This window comes from Duganella sp. AC917, assembly GCF_979258245.1.
This window is the reverse complement of the sequence record NZ_OZ409848.1, coordinates 1,226,197-1,242,440: the sequence shown is the minus strand read 5'-3', so window position 1 is coordinate 1,242,440 and position 16,244 is coordinate 1,226,197. Positions and strand designations below refer to the sequence as shown.

15 protein-coding genes and 2 tRNA genes are annotated in these 16,244 nt (G+C 62.5%); 8 read left to right on the top strand and 9 right to left on the bottom strand.

Annotated features, from left to right (window positions below; all coding sequences use genetic code 11):
* Positions 1-95: 95 nt before the first annotated feature.
* Both ACZ0BA_RS05585 and ACZ0BA_RS05580 read right to left on the bottom strand, forming a co-directional pair.
* Positions 96-172: transfer RNA gene (locus ACZ0BA_RS05585), tRNA-Val, on the bottom strand.
* A gap of 76 nt (positions 173-248) precedes the next feature.
* Positions 249-325 (bottom strand) — tRNA-Val (locus ACZ0BA_RS05580).
* Between the two features lie 151 nt (positions 326-476).
* Between ACZ0BA_RS05580 and ACZ0BA_RS05575 the strand changes: the two genes are divergently transcribed.
* Genes ACZ0BA_RS05575 through ACZ0BA_RS05560 form a run of 4 tightly spaced genes read left to right on the top strand, consistent with a single transcriptional unit; the run spans position 477 to position 2,850 of the window.
* A complete protein-coding gene (locus ACZ0BA_RS05575) occupies positions 477-1,430 on the top strand; it encodes a cation diffusion facilitator family transporter (RefSeq protein ID WP_463450339.1) in 954 nt (317 codons plus the stop codon).
* A gap of 19 nt (positions 1,431-1,449) precedes the next feature.
* The gene (locus tag ACZ0BA_RS05570; RefSeq protein ID WP_463450338.1) at positions 1,450-2,091 is read left to right on the top strand and encodes a CatA-like O-acetyltransferase; all 642 of its coding nucleotides are present in this window, start codon (positions 1,450-1,452) and stop codon (positions 2,089-2,091) included.
* A 26-nt stretch (positions 2,092-2,117) separates the two neighbouring features.
* Positions 2,118-2,678, top strand: a complete 561-nt coding sequence (locus ACZ0BA_RS05565) for a nuclear transport factor 2 family protein (protein ID WP_463450337.1) — start codon at positions 2,118-2,120, stop codon at positions 2,676-2,678.
* Entirely contained in the window at positions 2,644-2,850 is a 207-nt protein-coding gene (locus tag ACZ0BA_RS05560; RefSeq protein ID WP_463450336.1) for a hypothetical protein, read from the top strand. The genes ACZ0BA_RS05565 and ACZ0BA_RS05560 overlap by 35 nt, the downstream gene beginning before the upstream one ends.
* A gap of 53 nt (positions 2,851-2,903) precedes the next feature.
* Here ACZ0BA_RS05560 and ACZ0BA_RS05555 read toward each other — a convergent pair whose 3' ends face one another.
* The 3 genes from ACZ0BA_RS05555 to ACZ0BA_RS05545 are packed head-to-tail and all read right to left on the bottom strand — an operon-like array spanning position 2,904 to position 6,450.
* A complete protein-coding gene (locus ACZ0BA_RS05555; RefSeq protein WP_463450335.1) occupies positions 2,904-5,171 on the bottom strand; it encodes a RelA/SpoT family protein in 2,268 nt (755 codons plus the stop codon).
* A gap of 7 nt (positions 5,172-5,178) precedes the next feature.
* A complete protein-coding gene (locus ACZ0BA_RS05550) occupies positions 5,179-5,529 on the bottom strand; it encodes a RidA family protein (RefSeq protein ID WP_463450334.1) in 351 nt (116 codons plus the stop codon).
* Between the two features lie 42 nt (positions 5,530-5,571).
* Positions 5,572-6,450, bottom strand: coding sequence for an alpha/beta fold hydrolase (locus ACZ0BA_RS05545; RefSeq protein WP_463450333.1), 879 nt, complete (start codon positions 6,448-6,450; stop codon positions 5,572-5,574).
* A gap of 123 nt (positions 6,451-6,573) precedes the next feature.
* Between ACZ0BA_RS05545 and ACZ0BA_RS05540 the strand changes: the two genes are divergently transcribed.
* Together ACZ0BA_RS05540 and ACZ0BA_RS05535 are read left to right on the top strand one after the other, a co-directional pair.
* The gene (locus tag ACZ0BA_RS05540; protein ID WP_463450332.1) at positions 6,574-7,368 is read left to right on the top strand and encodes a 3-hydroxybutyrate dehydrogenase; all 795 of its coding nucleotides are present in this window, start codon (positions 6,574-6,576) and stop codon (positions 7,366-7,368) included.
* Between the two features lie 130 nt (positions 7,369-7,498).
* A complete protein-coding gene (locus tag ACZ0BA_RS05535) occupies positions 7,499-8,809 on the top strand; it encodes a dicarboxylate/amino acid:cation symporter (protein WP_463450331.1) in 1,311 nt (436 codons plus the stop codon).
* Positions 8,810-9,078: 269 nt separating this feature from the next.
* On the opposite strand, the gene ACZ0BA_RS05530 is transcribed toward ACZ0BA_RS05535, so the two are convergent.
* Both ACZ0BA_RS05530 and ACZ0BA_RS05525 read right to left on the bottom strand, forming a co-directional pair.
* A complete protein-coding gene (locus ACZ0BA_RS05530) occupies positions 9,079-9,729 on the bottom strand; it encodes a CoA transferase subunit B (RefSeq protein WP_463450330.1) in 651 nt (216 codons plus the stop codon).
* Positions 9,730-9,748: 19 nt separating this feature from the next.
* Positions 9,749-10,447 (bottom strand): CoA transferase subunit A, encoded by a 699-nt coding sequence (locus tag ACZ0BA_RS05525; RefSeq protein ID WP_463450329.1) that lies wholly within the window; start codon positions 10,445-10,447, stop codon positions 9,749-9,751.
* 165 nt (positions 10,448-10,612) lie between these two features.
* On the opposite strand from ACZ0BA_RS05525, the gene ACZ0BA_RS05520 reads away from it, so the two are divergent.
* Positions 10,613-11,173 carry a LuxR C-terminal-related transcriptional regulator gene (locus tag ACZ0BA_RS05520; protein WP_463450328.1) on the top strand — a complete coding sequence of 187 codons (561 nt, stop codon included), beginning with the start codon at positions 10,613-10,615 and terminating at the stop codon, positions 11,171-11,173.
* A gap of 14 nt (positions 11,174-11,187) precedes the next feature.
* On the opposite strand, the gene ACZ0BA_RS05515 is transcribed toward ACZ0BA_RS05520, so the two are convergent.
* The gene (locus ACZ0BA_RS05515; RefSeq protein WP_463450327.1) at positions 11,188-11,964 is read right to left on the bottom strand and encodes an SDR family oxidoreductase; all 777 of its coding nucleotides are present in this window, start codon (positions 11,962-11,964) and stop codon (positions 11,188-11,190) included.
* A gap of 254 nt (positions 11,965-12,218) precedes the next feature.
* Here ACZ0BA_RS05515 and ACZ0BA_RS05510 point away from each other — a divergent pair, with 254 nt between their 5' ends.
* Positions 12,219-13,895 carry an electron transfer flavoprotein-ubiquinone oxidoreductase gene (locus ACZ0BA_RS05510; protein ID WP_463450326.1) on the top strand — a complete coding sequence of 559 codons (1,677 nt, stop codon included), beginning with the start codon at positions 12,219-12,221 and terminating at the stop codon, positions 13,893-13,895.
* Positions 13,896-13,958: 63 nt separating this feature from the next.
* Here ACZ0BA_RS05510 and ACZ0BA_RS05505 read toward each other — a convergent pair whose 3' ends face one another.
* A complete protein-coding gene (locus ACZ0BA_RS05505; RefSeq protein ID WP_463450325.1) occupies positions 13,959-16,184 on the bottom strand; it encodes a tetratricopeptide repeat protein in 2,226 nt (741 codons plus the stop codon).
* Between the last annotated feature and the right edge of the window lie 60 nt (positions 16,185-16,244).

Sequence of the window (16,244 nt, the reverse complement as noted above, 5' to 3'; positions counted from 1 at the left end):
GCAAAAGAATCCCGATCGACTAGCGTCACTCCCAAAGCTTGGTAGTAGTTCGCGGTGTCATAACCGGATTGCCTTTCTCGCTCTTACATATGTTCTGGTGGGCGGTGCAGAATTCGAATCTGCGACCCCTTGGATGTCGACCAAGTATTCTAACCAGCTGAACTAACCGCCCGTGGTACTGCTCTACTTCTATTTTACCGCTTTTTACTGCGCCGTACTGCTCGCATTTACTACCGTACTACGTAATCTGGTGGGCGGTGCAGAATTCGAATCTGCGACCCCTTGGATGTCGACCAAGTATTCTAACCAGCTGAACTAACCGCCCGAAGACCAGCATTATAGAGAGCGATTCGGAGAAAAACAAGGGTATTCATAGGAAACATTTACAAAACGCACCATGACAGCGCAAGACGCGCGGGGCGGCATCCTTTAAACTGTGGTTATTCGTCACTAAGTCGTCGCCGTCGACCAAGCCCATGCAAGCTGAAACCCGCATCACCCCTAGCGATGAGGCGCCGCCCTCGCCTTCCGCCCATCTGCACGAACATCGAGACGGCGACGCCAAGCATGCGCACTTCACCCTGCAGCGCAGCCAATCGGTGCTTGCCTGGTCGCTGGCGTTGACTTTGGGTTTTGCTGTGGTCGAGGTGGTCACGGGCTTCATGTCCAACTCGCTGGCGCTCATTTCCGACGCCGGCCACATGGTCACCGACGCCGCCGCGCTGGGCCTGGCCTTGCTGGCGCAGCTGATCGCCAAGCGGCCGCCTTCGGCGCGCCATTCGTTCGGCTTCGGCCGCGCCGAAGCGCTGGCCGCCTTCGTCAACAGCCTGGTGCTGCTGGTACTGGTCGGCTGGATCGTATTCGAGGCCGCGCAACGCTTTGCGCAGCCAGAACAGGTGCACGGCGCCACGGTGTTCATCGTCGCCGGCATCGGCCTCGTGATTAATATCGTGCTGGCTTATATGTTGTCGCGCGGCGACAGCAATATGAATACGCGGGCCGCGCTGGTCAACGTCATGGGCGACTTGTTGGGATCGGTCGCCGCGCTGGCGGCTGGCGCCGTCATCTATTACACGGGATGGATGATGATCGACCCTCTGCTGTCGATCTTCGTCGCGCTGCTGATTTTAAAATCGACAGTCGGCGTGCTGCGCGAGTCCTACCACTTCCTGATGGGCGGCGTGCCCGAGCCGATCGACTATCTGAAGGTAGGCGCCGACCTGGAACAGATAGCCGGCGTATGCTCGGTGCACGACCTGCACGTGTGGGACATGTCGCCGGGCGAGCCGGCGCTGATCGGCCATGTCGAGATCGTCGACCTCGAACGCTGGCCCGACATCCTGCACGCGATCAAGACCATGCTGCTGGACAAGCACGGCATCGACCACATCACATTGCAGGCCGAAGTCGGCCCGCAAGCACCACTTTAACCATCGTCTTCGGAACATCATGCACAATTTTGAAAAGCGCCGCGACCGCTACAACCTGTTTGCTGCGTTTGAAAAGCCGCTCGTCAACGTCAGCTTCGAGATGCCCTTGCCGGACTTCCGGCCCTACTGCAAGGCGCACAAGCTGCCGCCGTTCCACTTCTTCCTGTATTGCATACTGAATTCGATCAAGGAGATCGACAACTTCATGTACCGCATCAACGACGGCGAAGTGATCAAGATTGACGAATTCTGGGCGTCGTACACCGTGCTTAACAAAGACAACAATCTCAACTTCGCGTGTTTCGCGATGTCGTCGGATTTACAGGAATTCGTCGCCCGCAGCCTGGAAGCGAAGGCCATTGCCGAGGCCAGCACCGAGATGATCAACTCCGCCAAGGAGCAGTCCGAGCGCGAGCAAAAGAACAACGTCCACATCACCTGCATGCCGTGGTTCAAGCTGACCTCGATCGAACACCCGATCTACCGCCATGGCGACTACGACATTCCCTCGCTAGCCTGGGGCAAGTTCGGCGACGCCGACAACGGCAAGATGACGGTGCCGTTCTCGGTGCAGGCGCACCACGGTTTTGTGGACGGCTACCACATCCATTTGCTGGCCCAGACCATTGCCGCGCGCGTTGCCGCAATCATCCAGGCATGACGGCCTGCGGGGCTGGAAAAGACCTGATGCGGCGCAGCCTGCTTGCGCTGTCGCTTGCCGCGACGTTCGGGTTATCGTTGCCAGCGGTGTCTGCCGAGCCGCCACGGGAGTCGCTGGCGGTCGTCGACGATGCGTGGAGCACTTTGCGCCAGCAAGCGCGGGTCGAACAACTTGGGCAGCTGATGGCGGAGGATTTCGTCCTGATCGACACGGATGGCCAGGTCCAAAGCAAGCTCGACTATCTGATGCATCTGGCGGCCCGCCCGACGTTGAGCAACGCCATCCTCAACGAAGCGTCGAGCACGCGGTTCTACGGCAACACGGCGGTCATCAACAGCGTCAGCACTGAAACCGGCACCCGCGACGGCGCGCCGTGGACCGAGCTCCAGCGCATCACCCGCGTCTGGCAATGGGATGGCGACAGCTGGCTGCTGGTCACATCGCACGCCTCCCGCAAAACCAGCCTCCCAATGCCGGGGTCAAGTCTGTCATTCGGACACGAAGCCAGCAGTAATGCGCTGCGACAGTTGCGTTCGTGTCCGAATGACAGACTTGACCCCGCAGCTTATCAACAGCGTCAGCGCTGAAACCGGCACCCACAACGGCGCGCCGTGGACCGAGCGCCAGCGCATCACCCGCGTCTGGCAATGGGATGGCGACAGCTGGCTGCTGGTCACATCGCACGCCGCCCGCATCCCGCAAAAGCAACTTCCCAATGCTGGGGTCAAGTCTGTCATTCGGACACGAAGCCAGCAGTAATGCGCTGCGACAGTTGCGTCCGTGTCCGAATGACAGACTTGACCCCGCAGCTTTTAGGCGCGGCGGGCTTCCTGGACGCCGGTGACTTCGGCGATGGCGTTGAGCGCTTTCTGTAGTTGCGCGGTGGCGCCGATTTCGGCCGTGAACGTCATGCGCGCGTAGCCCTTGGCGCTTTGCGTGTTGACGCCGACGACGTTGATCTTTTCACGCGAGAAGATCTCCGAAATGTCGCGCAGCAGCCCCTGCCGGTCGCCCGCCAGGATGAAGATGTCGACCGGGTAGACCGTGTCCGAGACGGCGCGCCCCCATTCGGTGACGATCACCCGCTCCGGTGCCTTGGCGCGCATTTCGGCGAAGTTCTTGCACGTGGCGCGGTGGATCGAGACGCCCTTGCCGCGCGTGACGAAGCCGACGATGCCGTCCGGCGGCGCCGGCTTGCAGCACTTGGCCAGCTGCGTCATCAAGCCGTCCGTGCCGACCACCAGCACGCCCGATTTGGCGCCCTGATCCACGCTCGATGCCTTGCTCTTGCCCAGCACCACTGCGTCTTCCTGCTCGACCGGCTCGCCCGTGTCGTGCAGCGCGTGCTCGACATGGCGCAGGCTGAACTCGTCCTTGCCCACCGACAGGAACAAGTCGTCGACCTTGGCGAAACCGAGCTTGTTGGCCAGCGCTTCGAGATTGACCGCCGTCTTGCCTTCGCGCTGCAGCGATTTTTCCACCATCGCGCGTCCGTGCGACAAGGTTTCCTGCATGTCGATGGCGTGGAACCAGGCGCGGATCTTCGAGCGCGTGCGGGTGGCGACCGTGTATTCGTCGCTGAGCCAGTCACGCGACGGTCCGGCGGTGCCCGGCGCGCCCTTGGCGGTGATGATTTCGCAAGTCTGGCCGTTTTTGAGCGGTGTGTTCAGCGGCACCATGACGCCGTCGACGCGCGCGCCACGGCAGCGGTGGCCGACATCGCTGTGCAGGTGATAGGCGAAGTCCACCGGTGTGGCGCCGACCGGCAACTCCAGCACCCGCGCCTGCGGCGTGAGCACGAAGATGCGATCGTCCAGCGCCGCCGACTTGAGCTTTTCCACCCATTCGCGCTGCTGCTCTTCCTGTCCGACGACCGCGTCGGCAACGTCGGTTTTCCACGCCAGCAACTGGCGCAGCCAGGCGATCTTTTCGTCGTACTTCTGCCCGGCGAAGTTGGAGCCGCCCTCTTCCTTATAACGCCAGTGCGCCGCCACGCCGTACTCGGCAAAGCTGTGCATTTCTTGCGTGCGGATCTGCACTTCGAGCGGTCGACCGTCCTCGGCCGTGACCACCGTGTGCAGCGACTGGTAGCCGTTCGGCTTCGGACGGGAGATATAGTCGTCGAATTCCTTCGGGATCGGGGTCCAGATGTTGTGCACCACGCCGAGCACCGTGTAGCAGGTCTTGACGTCGGAGACGATCACGCGGAAGGCGCGCACGTCGTACAGGTCGGTGAAGTCGAGCTCCTTGCCCTTCATCTTGCTCCAAATGGAGTAGATGTGCTTGGGTCGGCCGAACACCTCGGCCTTGATGCCGGCGGCCGCCATCTCCGATTGCAGGCGCGCGATGGCGTTGGTGACGAAGCCTTCGCGCATCATGCGCTTTTCTTCGAGCATCTTGGCGATGCGCTTGTAAGCCTCCGGCTCGATGAAGCGGAACGACAAATCCTCCAGCTCCCATTTCAGTTGCCAGATCCCCAGCCGGTTGGCCAGCGGCGCGTACAAGTCCAACGTTTCGCGGCCGTAGGCGCACGTCATGTCGTTGAACAGCTTGATGTCGGCGAAATAGCGCAAGGTCGTCACGCATGAGGCGAGGCGCACCAGCACCACGCGCATGTCGGAGGCCATCGCCAGCAGCATCTTGCGCAAGGTTTCCACCTGCGCCACCGCCATCTGCGCGGCGTTGCGCCCGCGCCCCACCGCCACCGGCGCCACGCCGCCATGGCCGCCCGGCGCCTGCGTCAGTTCACGCAGCCGTATCAGCTGGCGGACGCCGGCCACCAGATCGCCGACCTCTTGGCCGAAGCGCGGTTCGATCACCGCCGCCTGCGCCGTGTCGAGCAAGGTCAGCTCGAACATCAGGCCGGCGATGCGGGTTTCGACGTCGGTGCGCATGAACGACAAGGTGCCGGCCACGCCGATCGAAAAGTCCAGCGCCGACTGGCCGCTGGTGCTGACCAGGTCGCCGTACGCGGTGCTGGCGAAGTCGAGCGCCGACAGCATGCGCGCGCTGTCGTCGGGCGTGAGCCCCTGCACCAGTTGATCCGACGTGGCGCTGGTAAGCGCGGTGATTGAAACCATGATGTTCCTAACGCTGGGCAGCGACGATGACGATCTCGACCAAGACTTCCGGATTGGCAAGCTTGGCTTCGACCGTGGCGCGCGGCGGCGTGTGGCCGCTCGGCACCCAGGCGTCGTACTCTTCGTTCATGCCGTCGAAATCGGCCAGGTCGGCGATGTAGATCTGGCAGCTGAGGATGCAGGTTTTGTCGCTGCCCGATTCGGCCAGCAGGCGGTCGATATGACCGAGCACTTCACGGGTTTGACCCTTGATATCGAGACTGGTTTCCTCGGCGATCTGGCCCGCCAGATAGACGGTGCCATTGTGAATTGCCACTTCGGACAATCGTTTGCCTACATGCAGTCGTTTGATTTCCATACTTTTTCTACTTTTCTCGTGATTCAGTCCCGCCCGGCCTTGTCAGCCGAGCAGGAATTTCCGGGCGATCGCAATCTGATCGTCGTGGGTAAAAGTCGGCGCGTGGCCGACGTTGGGGATTTCCACCAGAGTGGCTTTCGGACCGCGTTGCGTCATCATGGCCGCCGTCTCGCGCGTGAGCAGATCGGAATCGGCGCCGCGCACCAGCAAGGTCGGACAGGCGATGGCGTCGTAGGCGGCCCACAGCATGGCCTCGTCGGCGGCGGCCGACTCGGGCGTCGCCGAGCGGAACGGCAACGACAGCCCCATATCATAATGGCGTATCCATTTGCCGTCCTTATCCTGGCGCAAAACATCGGTGGCCAGTTTGTGCCATTCCTGCTCGGTGTGCTGGCCGAAGGACGACGAGACGTCGCGGACGAACTTGGCGCCATCCTCGAACGTGTCGAAACGCAGGTCCTGGCCGATGTAGTCGCCGATGCGCTGCAGTGCCGACGGCGCCAACACCGGGCCGATGTCGTTGAGCACCAGCTTGCGGATCGGATTGTCCGGCAGCGAGGCCAGGCCCAGGCCGATCAAGCCGCCCATCGAGGTGCCGAACCAATCGACCTTTTGCGCCGGCCCCTGGTCCAACACACGTGCCAGCAAGGTCACCATGTCGCTGACGTATTGCGGAATGCGGTACAGCTGGGGATTCCTGAGCCAGTCGGAGCGGCCGCGGCCGACAACGTCCGGGCAGATCACGCGGTAGTCGGACGCCAGCGCGCGCGCCATGCTGTCGAAATCGTCGGAAACGCGGGTCACGCCGTGCACGCAGAGCAGCACGTTCGGATTGCCCTGGTCGCCCCATTCCTTGTAGGCCATCTGGTGCAAACCAGCCAGCGACAGGCATTGAACGGACTTTATTTTCGCTTCGAGCATGCGGCTTCCTTGATGATTTTTATGTAATGATGTTTTGACATACCATTTTACCGGGCGTTGCGCTTAAAATCCTACCGCAGTGTAGCGCAGCCGCCTTTTATCTCCAACCCCGCAGAGGACACTATGACAAACAAGACTTTGAGCGGCAAAACAGCATTGGTCACCGGCTCCACGTCCGGCATCGGATTGGGCATCGCGCGCACCCTGGCGGCCGAGGGCGCCAACGTGCTGCTGAACGGTTTCGGCGACGCCGCGGAGATCGACAAATTGCAGCAGGACCTGGCCAGCGAATTCGGCGTCCAGGTCGCCTATCACAACGCCGACATGTCCAAGCCGGCCGAGATCGAAAGCATGATCGCTTTCGCCGGCGACAAGTTCGGCGGCGTCGATGTGCTGGTCAACAATGCCGGCATCCAGCACGTGGCCAACATCGAGGATTTCCCGGTCGAGAAGTGGGACGCCATCATTGCCATCAACCTGACGTCGGCGTTCCACACGTCGCGCCTGGTGCTGCCGCGCATGCGCGCCAACAACTGGGGCCGCATCATCAACCTGGCCTCGACCCACGGCTTGGTGGCGTCGGCCGGCAAGTCGGCCTATGTCGCGGCCAAACACGGGCTGATTGGCCTGACCAAGGCCGGCGCGCTCGAGACGGCCACCACCGGCGTGACGGTCAACGCCATCTGCCCCGGCTTCGTGCTCACGCCGCTGGTGCAAAAGCAGGTCGACGCCCGCGCGGCCAAGGACGGCATCAGCAACGACGAGGCGAAGAAGGCGCTGCTGGCCGACAAGCAGCCGTCCGGCGAATTCGTCACCCCGGAGGAACTGGGCGCGCTGGCCGTCTTCCTGTGCGGCGATGCCGCCAAGCAAGTGCGCGGCGTGGCGTGGAACATGGACGGCGGCTGGGTCGCGCAATAAATTAATTTCGGGTACGTGTTATCCCTCATATGGGAGAGTTATCACAGCCAGTGATTTGCGGGTTTCCACAATAGTGATAACTCTCCAGTTGGGACATCATTGACTCCTCAAATGAACGCGAGGAGACCCCGTGAAAAAGCCATTCTATAAAATCCTATATATCCAGGTGTTGTTCGCCATCGCCTGCGGTATCCTGCTCGGCATCTTCCTGCCTGCCGACGCGGTCGCCATGAAACCCCTGGGCGACGGCTTCATCAAGCTGATCAAGATGATCATCGCCCCGGTGATCTTCTGTACGGTGGTCTCCGGCATTGCTGGCATGCAAGACGTCAAGAAAATCGGTCGCGTCGGCGGCAAGGCGCTGATCTACTTCGAAGTGGTGTCCACCTTCGCGTTGGCCATCGGCCTGGTCGTGGCCAACGTGCTCAAACCGGGCGCCGGCTTCAACGCCGATCCGGCCCACCTGGACGCCAAGTCGATCGCGCAATACACGCACGCCGAAGGCCTGACCACCACCGACTTCCTGATGAACATCATCCCGAAGACCTTCGTGGACGCGTTCGCCAAGGGCGACATCCTGCAAGTGCTGCTGATCGCCATCCTGTTCGGCTTCTCGCTGTCGCTGCTCGGTGAGCGCGGCCGTCCGATCACCAAGCTGATCGACGAGCTGTCGCACGCCATCTTCGGCGTCGTCAACATCATCATGAAAGTCGCCCCGATCGGCGCGTTCGGCGCGATGGCCTTCACCATCGGTAAATACGGCCTGGCCTCGCTGATCCCGCTGGCAAAGCTGATGGGTTCGTTCTACCTGACCTGCGGCCTGTTTGTGTTTGTCGTGCTGGGCATCATCGCCCGTTACACCGGCTTCTCGATCTTCAAGTTCATCAAGTACATCAAGGAAGAACTGCTGATCGTGCTGGGCACGAGCTCATCGGAAAGCGCGCTGCCTTCGCTGATGACCAAACTGGAACGCCTCGGCTGCGCCAAACCGGTGGTCGGCCTGGTGGTCCCAACCGGCTACTCGTTCAACCTGGACGGCACCAATATCTACATGACGATGGCTGCGCTGTTCGTTGCCCAGGCAACCAACACCGAGCTGACCTTGTGGCAGGAACTGACCATCCTGGGCGTGGCGATGCTGACCTCCAAGGGCGCTTCCGGCATCACCGGCGCCGGCTTCATCACGCTGGCCGCGACCCTGGCCGTGGTGCCGACGATCCCGGTGGCCGGCATGGCGCTGATCCTGGGCATCGACCGCTTCATGAGCGAATGCCGCGCGCTGACCAATTTCATCGGCAACGGCGTGGCAACGGTGGTGGTGTCGAAATGGGAAAACGAGCTCGACGTCGCCAAGATGAACGCGGAACTGAACAACCCAGGCTCGACCGTGGTTGCCGCCGACACCGAAGTGAAACCGGTGATCATCGTACCAGCCCACTAAGCTGACACCCTTTCAGCAAAAAGCCCCGCGCAGCGATGCCCGGGGCTTTTTCTTTGGTATCGCCAACAGGAAACCTCTTCTCAAGCAATTAAGCCGGAAAGGCACGGTGGTAATAATACATTGGCGTCGAGCAGCACTTGTGTGGCGCCGCCAGGTGACGAAAATAACGCAATGTTTTCGTCGCTCCGAGATGACCCATCCTGCCCTCAAAAAAAAACGGCAAACGCATGCAGCGTTTGCCGTTTTTCCGGATCGATCACATAAGCCTGTTACACCGCCGACAAGTCCAGCTCGACGCCGGTGGCGGCCTGGATCTGTTCCTTGCTGACGCCCGGCGCCAGTTCGGTGACCTTCAGGCCGCTCTCGGTCACTTCCAGCACGCCCAGGTCGGTCACGATCAGGTCGACCACGCCCACGCCGGTCAGCGGCAGGTCGCATTTTGCCAGCAGCTTGTGCGACGTCGTGCCGTCCTTGGCGGTGGCCACATGCTCCATCAGCACCACCACCCGCTTGACGCCGGCCACCAGATCCATCGCGCCGCCCATGCCCTTGACCATTTTGCCCGGAATCATCCAGTTGGCCAGGTCGCCGTGCTCCGACACCTGCATCGCGCCCAGGATCGCCAGGTTGATCTTGCCGCCCCGGATCATGCCGAACGAATCGGCCGAGCTGAAGTAGGCAGCGCCCGGCAGCGCCGTGACGGTCTGCTTGCCGGCGTTGATCAGATCGGCGTCGATCTCGTCCTCGGTCGGAAACGGGCCGATGCCCAGCAGGCCGTTCTCCGACTGCAAATACACTTCGATACCGGGCGGCACATAGTTCGCCACCAGGGTGGGCAAGCCGATGCCCAGGTTGACGTAAAAACCGTCCTGCAATTCCTTCGCCGCGCGCGCGGCCATTTCGTCACGTGTCCATGCCATGATAGTGTCTCCGATGTTCTTAGTTGGCGCGCACGGTGCGCTGCTCGATGCGTTTTTCCGGGCTGGCGTTGACGACGATGCGGTGCACGAAAATGCTCGGCAGGTGCACGGCGTCCGGGTCGATCTCGCCGATCTCGACCAGGTGCTCGACTTCGACGATGGTGACCTTGCCGGCCATGGCCGCGTTCGGATTGAAGTTGCGCGCCGTCTTGCGGAACACCAGGTTGCCGGCCTTGTCGGCCTTCCACGCCTTAACCAGCGCCACGTCGGCCACCAGGCTGCGTTCCATCACATATTGTTCACCGTCGAATTCACGGATTTCCTTGCCATCGGCGACGATCGTGCCGACGCCGGTCTTGGTGAAGAAGGCCGGAATGCCCGCGCCGCCGGCGCGCAGCTTCTCGGCCAAGGTGCCTTGCGGCGTGAATTCCAGCTCCAGCTCGCCGGCCAGGTATTGGCGCGCGAATTCCTTGTTTTCGCCGACGTAGGATGCGATCATCTTCTTGATCTGCCGCGTTTCCAGCAGCTGGCCCAGGCCGAACCCGTCGACCCCGGCGTTGTTGGAGATGGCGGTCAAGCCGGTCACGCCGGAATCGCGCAACGCGCCGATCAGCGCTTCGGGGATGCCGCACAAGCCGAAACCGCCAACGGCGATCGTTTGACCGTTTTGAACGACGCCCGCCAAGGCTGCGGCGGCGTCGGGATAGATTTTGTTCATGTTGTCCCTTAACTCTTGTATTTAGTTGATGCTGGTCTTATTTATCGAAGTCGTCTGTTGCTAAATCAGTTGATAACGTTGTTAACTGTGCTACCCACGCGGCGTCTCAGCATAGAATACGCTCTCCAAAAGCACAATACCGTAGAACTACCTGCCACTTTCACAATGAACGCCGCCCCCGCCATCGACTACGAATCCATTTTCCTGCACGCGCCGGTCGGCATGTGTATCTCGGAAAGTCGCGTCATCCAGCGCTGCAACGACGCGCTGGCTTCGATGTTCGGCTATACCCGCGCCCAGCTCGAAGGCCTGTCGTTCCTGGCGCTGTATCCGACGATGGACGAGTTCCTGCGCACCGGCGACCGCATCATTCCGATCATGAACGCCAAGGGCCGTTATTCGGACGAGCGCATCATGCGCCGCGCCAACGGCGAGCTGTTCTGGTGCCACGTCACCGGCCATTCGATGAAGTCGCAGGAGCCGCTCGGGCCGGGCATCTGGACGTTCGAGGACGTCAGCGAAAAACGTCCCGTCACCGCCGAGCTGACGCCGCGCGAACGGGAAATCGCCGCCCTGCTGGTCGAGGGCAAGACCAGCAAAAGCATCGCCCGCCAGATCGACCTCAGTCCGCGCACGGTGGAAATGCACCGCGCCAAACTGATGCGCAAATTCTCGGCGTCGACCTCGTCCGAGCTGGTGCACAAGCTGGTGGGCATCCAGCTTTGACGCATCGGTAAGCGTCACATCGCGGTCATGCCATCGTCGGCCGAGATAATGGCGCCGTTGATGAAATTCGAATCCTCACCCGCCAGCAACAACAGCAACCCATCCAGATCCTCCGGCGTGCCGGGACGCTTGCGCGGCAGCATGTTGATCAGCTTCTGGCCCTGCTCGCTGGCGAAATAATCCTCGTTGATCTCGGTCGAGATGTAGCCGGGACAAATCGCGTTGGTGTTGATGCCGTACTTGCCCCACTCCACCGCCATCGCCTTGGTCATCTGCACCACGCCGGCCTTGCTCATGCAATAGACGCCGATCTGCGGCAGCACGCGCAGGCCCGCCACCGAGGCGATGTTGATGATGCGGTGCTTTTTAGTCGGGTCGCCCTTGGCGCGCGCGATCATGCGCTTGGCGGTCTGCTGCGCGACAAAAAAGGCGCCGCGCAAATTGGTGTCCATCACGAAGGCGTAGTCCTCGGGCGTGACGTCGACCAGCCGCTGGGTGGTCGACACGCCCGAATTATTGACCAGGATGTCGATCGGCCCGGCTTCCGTCTCGGCGTGGGCGATGGCCGACTTGATGCTGGCGAAGTCGGTCACGTCCAGGCTGACCACGTGCGCGGCGCCGCCGTCGGCCTCGATCTCGGCGCGCAGCTCCTTGAGCCGCTCGGTGCGGCGCGAGGCCAGCACCACCTGGGCGCCGGCCTGGGCCAGCACTTTGGCGAACCGGGCTCCCAGACCGCTGGAGGCGCCGGTGATCAGCGCGATTTTTCCCTCAAAGTTGACTTCTATGCCCACGAGCTACTCCTAGATTTATTGGTGACGAATTCCTGATGGCCGGGTCCGACCATGCGTGTCTACCCCGGCTGTCGAAACGTAATCATTACACAAATCGCCAGTATTAGATTGCGGTGTCTAATAATGTCCCTCAAAATGGCGCCAAAGTTGCATTCGGACGGAAAAAGAAGCACACTCGTGCTAAAATTTTCCACGTCACGCATCCCTGTCCGCATTTAGACGCTTACAAACACCATAACCACTATAAAAAGACCATGACACAGCCACAAAATCTCGTAGAACAGTACGGCCCGCGCGACGCCATGGAATACGACGTCGTCATCGTCGGCGGCGGTCCCGCCGGCTTGTCGGCGGCGATCCGCATCAAGCAGCTGGCGGCGCAGCAAAGCCGCGAAGTCTCGGTCGTCGTGCTGGAAAAAGGCGGCGAGCTGGGCGCACACATCCTGTCGGGCGCCGTGATGGACCCGAAGGCGCTGACCGAACTGATCCCGGACTGGAAGGAAAAAGGCGCGCCGCTCAACACCGCCGTCACCGAAGACCGCGTGCTGTTCCTGACCGAAACCAAGTCCTTCAAGACGCCCGCCTTTGCGCTGCCGGCCTGCTTTGAAAACCACGGCAACTACGTCATTTCGCTCGGCAACGTGGTGCGCTGGCTCGGCCAGCAGGCCGAGGCGCTTGGCGTCGAGATCTTCCCCGGCTTCCCCGCCGCCGAGATCCTGTACAACGACGACGGTTCCGTCAAGGGCGTCGCCACCGGCAACATGGGCGTCAAGCGCGACGGCGAGGCCGGCTCGGACTTCCAGCTCGGCATGGAACTGCACGGCAAATACACCCTGTTCGCCGAAGGCTCGCGCGGCCACCTGGGCAAGCAGCTGATGGCCAAGTTCGACCTGAACAAGGGCAAGGACCCGCAGTCGTACGGCATCGGCATCAAGGAACTGTGGGAAATCGACCCGGCCAAGCACCAGCCCGGGCTGGTGGTGCACACCACCGGCTGGCCGCTCGACAACAAGACCTACGGCGGCTCCTTCCTGTACCACATGGAGAACAACCAGGTGGTGGTCGGCTATGTCGTCGGCCTGAACTACGAAAACCCCTACCTGTCGCCGTACGAGGAATTCCAGCGCTATAAAACCCACCCGGCCATCAAACCGTTCTTCGAGGGCGCCAAGCGCATCTCGTACGGCGCCCGCGCCATTACCGCTGGGGGGTTGCAATCCTTGCCGAAACTGGTGTTCCCGGGCGGCGCGCTGATCGGCTGCGACGCCGGTTTTCTGAACATGAGCCGCATCAAGGGCAGCCACGCGGCCATCAAGACCGGCATGCAGGCGGCCGAGGCGGCCTTCGAGGCGCTCGGCGCCGGCCGCCAGCACGACGAGCTGGCCGCCTTCCCGGCCGCGTTCGAGAAATCGTGGCTGCACGAGGAGCTGCATGTGGCGCGCAACGTCAAGCCGTGGCTCAACAAGGGTCTGGTGCTGGGCTCGCTGATGACGGGTATCGACCAGATCGTCTTCCGTGGCAAGGCGCCGTGGACCCTGCACCACACGCACGCCGACCACGAATGCCTGAAGCCGGCCTCGCAGTTCACGCCCATCGTCTACCCCAAGCCGGACGGCAAGCTGACCTTCGATCGCCTGTCGTCGGTGTTCATCTCCAACACCAACCACGCCGAAGACCAGCCGATCCACCTGACGTTGAAGAATCCGAGCGTGCCGGTCGATGTCAACCTGGCCCAGTACGCCGGGCCGGAGGCGCGCTACTGTCCCGCAGGCGTCTACGAGTTCGTCAAGACCGACGCCGGCGCCGACCGGCTGCAGATCAACGCGCAAAACTGCGTCCACTGCAAAACCTGCGATATCAAGGACCCGACCCAAAACATCGTCTGGGTCACGCCGGAGGGCGGCGGCGGGCCGAACTATCCGAATATGTGATCGGGCGCGCGTGGCCGTGTGGCAGGCCACGCGTTCGCTGCGCTCAATTGTGCTGCGACGCGGTCAGCCGCGGCGCAACTTGTGCATGTCCGAAGCCACCGCCGCAATCACCGGCGCCCAGTCGCCGCGCCGGGACTGCCGATACAGCGTGGCGCCCGGATACCACGGACTATCGGCGCCCTGCTCCAGCCAGCGCCATTCGAACGGCGCCTGCAACAACAGCCAGACCGGTTTGCCCAACGCGCCGGCCAAATGGGCGACGCTGGTATCGACCGTGATCACCACATCCATCAACGCGCACAAGGCGGCGGTATCGGTCAGGTCGTGCAGACGCTCTGCGAACTGCCGCACCGGCGAGGCATCCAGCAACGCTTGTTCGTCCGGCCGCACTTCCTTTTGCAAACTGACGAACTCGTATTGATCCGACAGCAGGCCGGCAAACAGCGGCAACGGCACGCTGCGATTGTGGTCGTTCGCGTGCCCGGGAGCACCGCGCCAGACGATGCCCACGCGTGGCCTCGTGCGCTGGCCGAGCAGCGTGCTCCATTGCGCCACCTTGGTGGCATCGCTGTCCAGATAAGGCAGCGCGGCCGGCACCGTGTCCAGCCGGGTGTCAAACGCCAGCGGCAGACTCATTAAAGAGATGTGGTAATCGAACGCCGGTAACGGTTCGTCCTGGACGACAATCCGGGACACGCCCGCCAGCGTGGTCATCAAGGCGGCCAGCGGCCGCTTCACTTCCAGGACCACGGTCGCGCCGCGCGCCGCCACCAGCGGCGCATACCGACAAAATTGCAAGGCATCGCCGAGCCCCTGTTCCGTGTGCAGCAAGATGGTTTTGCCGTGGAGGGATTCGCGGCCGGTCCACGCCGGTTTCGCAAAGCTGCGCTTGCCTTTGTAGACTGCCAGCGTCTCCGCCTTCCAGCGCCACTCGTATTCGCGCCAACCACGCTGGTAATCGCCCCGGCGCAAGTACACCAGCGAGCGATTCCAGCGCGCCAGCGCGCAATCCGGATCGAGCGCAATGGCTTGCGCGTAGTTAGCCATGGCCTGCTCGGTATCGCCCAGCTGATCCAGCAGGCTGCCCAGATTGGTGTACGCGGCTGGATGGCGCGGCGCCAGCCGCACCGCCGTCTGGTAAGACTGCAGCGCCTCGTCGTAGCGCAACGCGGCGCGCAGGATCGCGCCCCGGGTCAGGTGGTAGTCTCCACTGTCGGGCTGGAGCGCAAGGGCGCGGTCGATGCTCTGCAGCGCCTCGTCCGGCCGGCGGTCGGCGTTGAGCATGCGCGCGTGCAGTTGCCACAGGCCGGCGTCGGTGTCGTCCAGCGCCAACGCGGCGGCAAACTGGCGTGCGGCCGGGCGCGGACGATCCAGCTCCTGGAGCTGCGTGCCGAGCTGGCGGCAGGCATCGATCTGTTGCCGCACCAGCCGCGTCGCGGCTTGCTCGTCCTGCACGGCGTCGATGGACCGGTCCAGCTGGCGCAAGATGGTCGCGCGCTGGCGATAAGCCTCGGTCAAGCCCGGATCGAGGCCGATCGCGGCGTCGAAACACCGCAGCGCGTCGTCGACCGCTCCGTGCGCGCACAACAGGGAGCCGAGGGCGTGGTGCGCCGACGCGTAGTCCGGCGCCAATGCCAGCGCATGCTGGTAACTGTCCCCTGCCTCGTCCGGCCGCCCCATCGCCCGCAGGATGTCGCCACGATGCTTGTATGCCTCCACATTGTGCCGATTGACGGCCAGCGCCCGCTCCACGCTGTGCAGTGCCTCAACGGATTGGCCGGTCTGCTGTAATGCGACCGCGCGATTGGCCCAGGCTTGATCGTCGCCGGCGTCGATGGCCAGCGCCTGATCGTAGCCCAGCACCGCGTCGGCGGGCCGTTGCAAGGCCTGCAGGGCGACGCCGCGGTTGTAGTGGGTGTTGGCGTCGGCGCCATTGAGCGCGAGCGCGCGGTCGTAGCTCTGCAGTGCATCGTCCGGCTGGCCCAGCTCGCGCAAAGCGTTGCCCAGATCGCTGTGGACGGCCGCACTGCCCGGATCGACCGCCAGCGCGGAACGCATGAAGCCGGCCGCCATGTCGAAGTTGCCTATGGTGAAAGCAATCACGCCCACATAGTGCAGCGCACCGAAATGCTCCGGGACGAGCTTGAGCGCCTGCTCATAGGTGCGCATCGCGGCAGCCAGGTCGCCGTCGCTGTGCAGCGCCACGCCCCGGGTAAACAAAGCTTCGGCCTCAACCGCAAGCGCGTCCGCCGCCGCAGGCGTGGAAGATTGTTGAATCGATATCGCCATCTGTCGTGCCGTTTATTAATGAGAGAAGAATCCAGGCAGCCAGCATACCCCAGCGCCGGG

What these genes read in the sequence shown, in the direction of transcription:
- ACZ0BA_RS05575 (WP_463450339.1), top strand. Translation starts at nt 477, where the DNA reads ATGCAAGCTGAAACCCGCATCACCCCTAGCGATGAGGCGCCGCCCTCG.
- ACZ0BA_RS05570 (WP_463450338.1), top strand. Translation starts at nt 1,450, where the DNA reads ATGCACAATTTTGAAAAGCGCCGCGACCGCTACAACCTGTTTGCTGCG.
- ACZ0BA_RS05565 (WP_463450337.1), top strand. Translation starts at nt 2,118, where the DNA reads ATGCGGCGCAGCCTGCTTGCGCTGTCGCTTGCCGCGACGTTCGGGTTA.
- ACZ0BA_RS05555 (WP_463450335.1), bottom strand. Translation starts at nt 5,171, where the DNA reads ATGGTTTCAATCACCGCGCTTACCAGCGCCACGTCGGATCAACTGGTG.
- ACZ0BA_RS05550 (WP_463450334.1), bottom strand. Translation starts at nt 5,529, where the DNA reads ATGGAAATCAAACGACTGCATGTAGGCAAACGATTGTCCGAAGTGGCA.
- ACZ0BA_RS05545 (WP_463450333.1), bottom strand. Translation starts at nt 6,450, where the DNA reads ATGCTCGAAGCGAAAATAAAGTCCGTTCAATGCCTGTCGCTGGCTGGT.
- ACZ0BA_RS05540 (WP_463450332.1), top strand. Translation starts at nt 6,574, where the DNA reads ATGACAAACAAGACTTTGAGCGGCAAAACAGCATTGGTCACCGGCTCC.
- ACZ0BA_RS05530 (WP_463450330.1), bottom strand. Translation starts at nt 9,729, where the DNA reads ATGGCATGGACACGTGACGAAATGGCCGCGCGCGCGGCGAAGGAATTG.
- ACZ0BA_RS05525 (WP_463450329.1), bottom strand. Translation starts at nt 10,447, where the DNA reads ATGAACAAAATCTATCCCGACGCCGCCGCAGCCTTGGCGGGCGTCGTT.
- ACZ0BA_RS05520 (WP_463450328.1), top strand. Translation starts at nt 10,613, where the DNA reads ATGAACGCCGCCCCCGCCATCGACTACGAATCCATTTTCCTGCACGCG.
- ACZ0BA_RS05510 (WP_463450326.1), top strand. Translation starts at nt 12,219, where the DNA reads ATGACACAGCCACAAAATCTCGTAGAACAGTACGGCCCGCGCGACGCC.
- ACZ0BA_RS05505 (WP_463450325.1), bottom strand. Translation starts at nt 16,184, where the DNA reads ATGGCGATATCGATTCAACAATCTTCCACGCCTGCGGCGGCGGACGCG.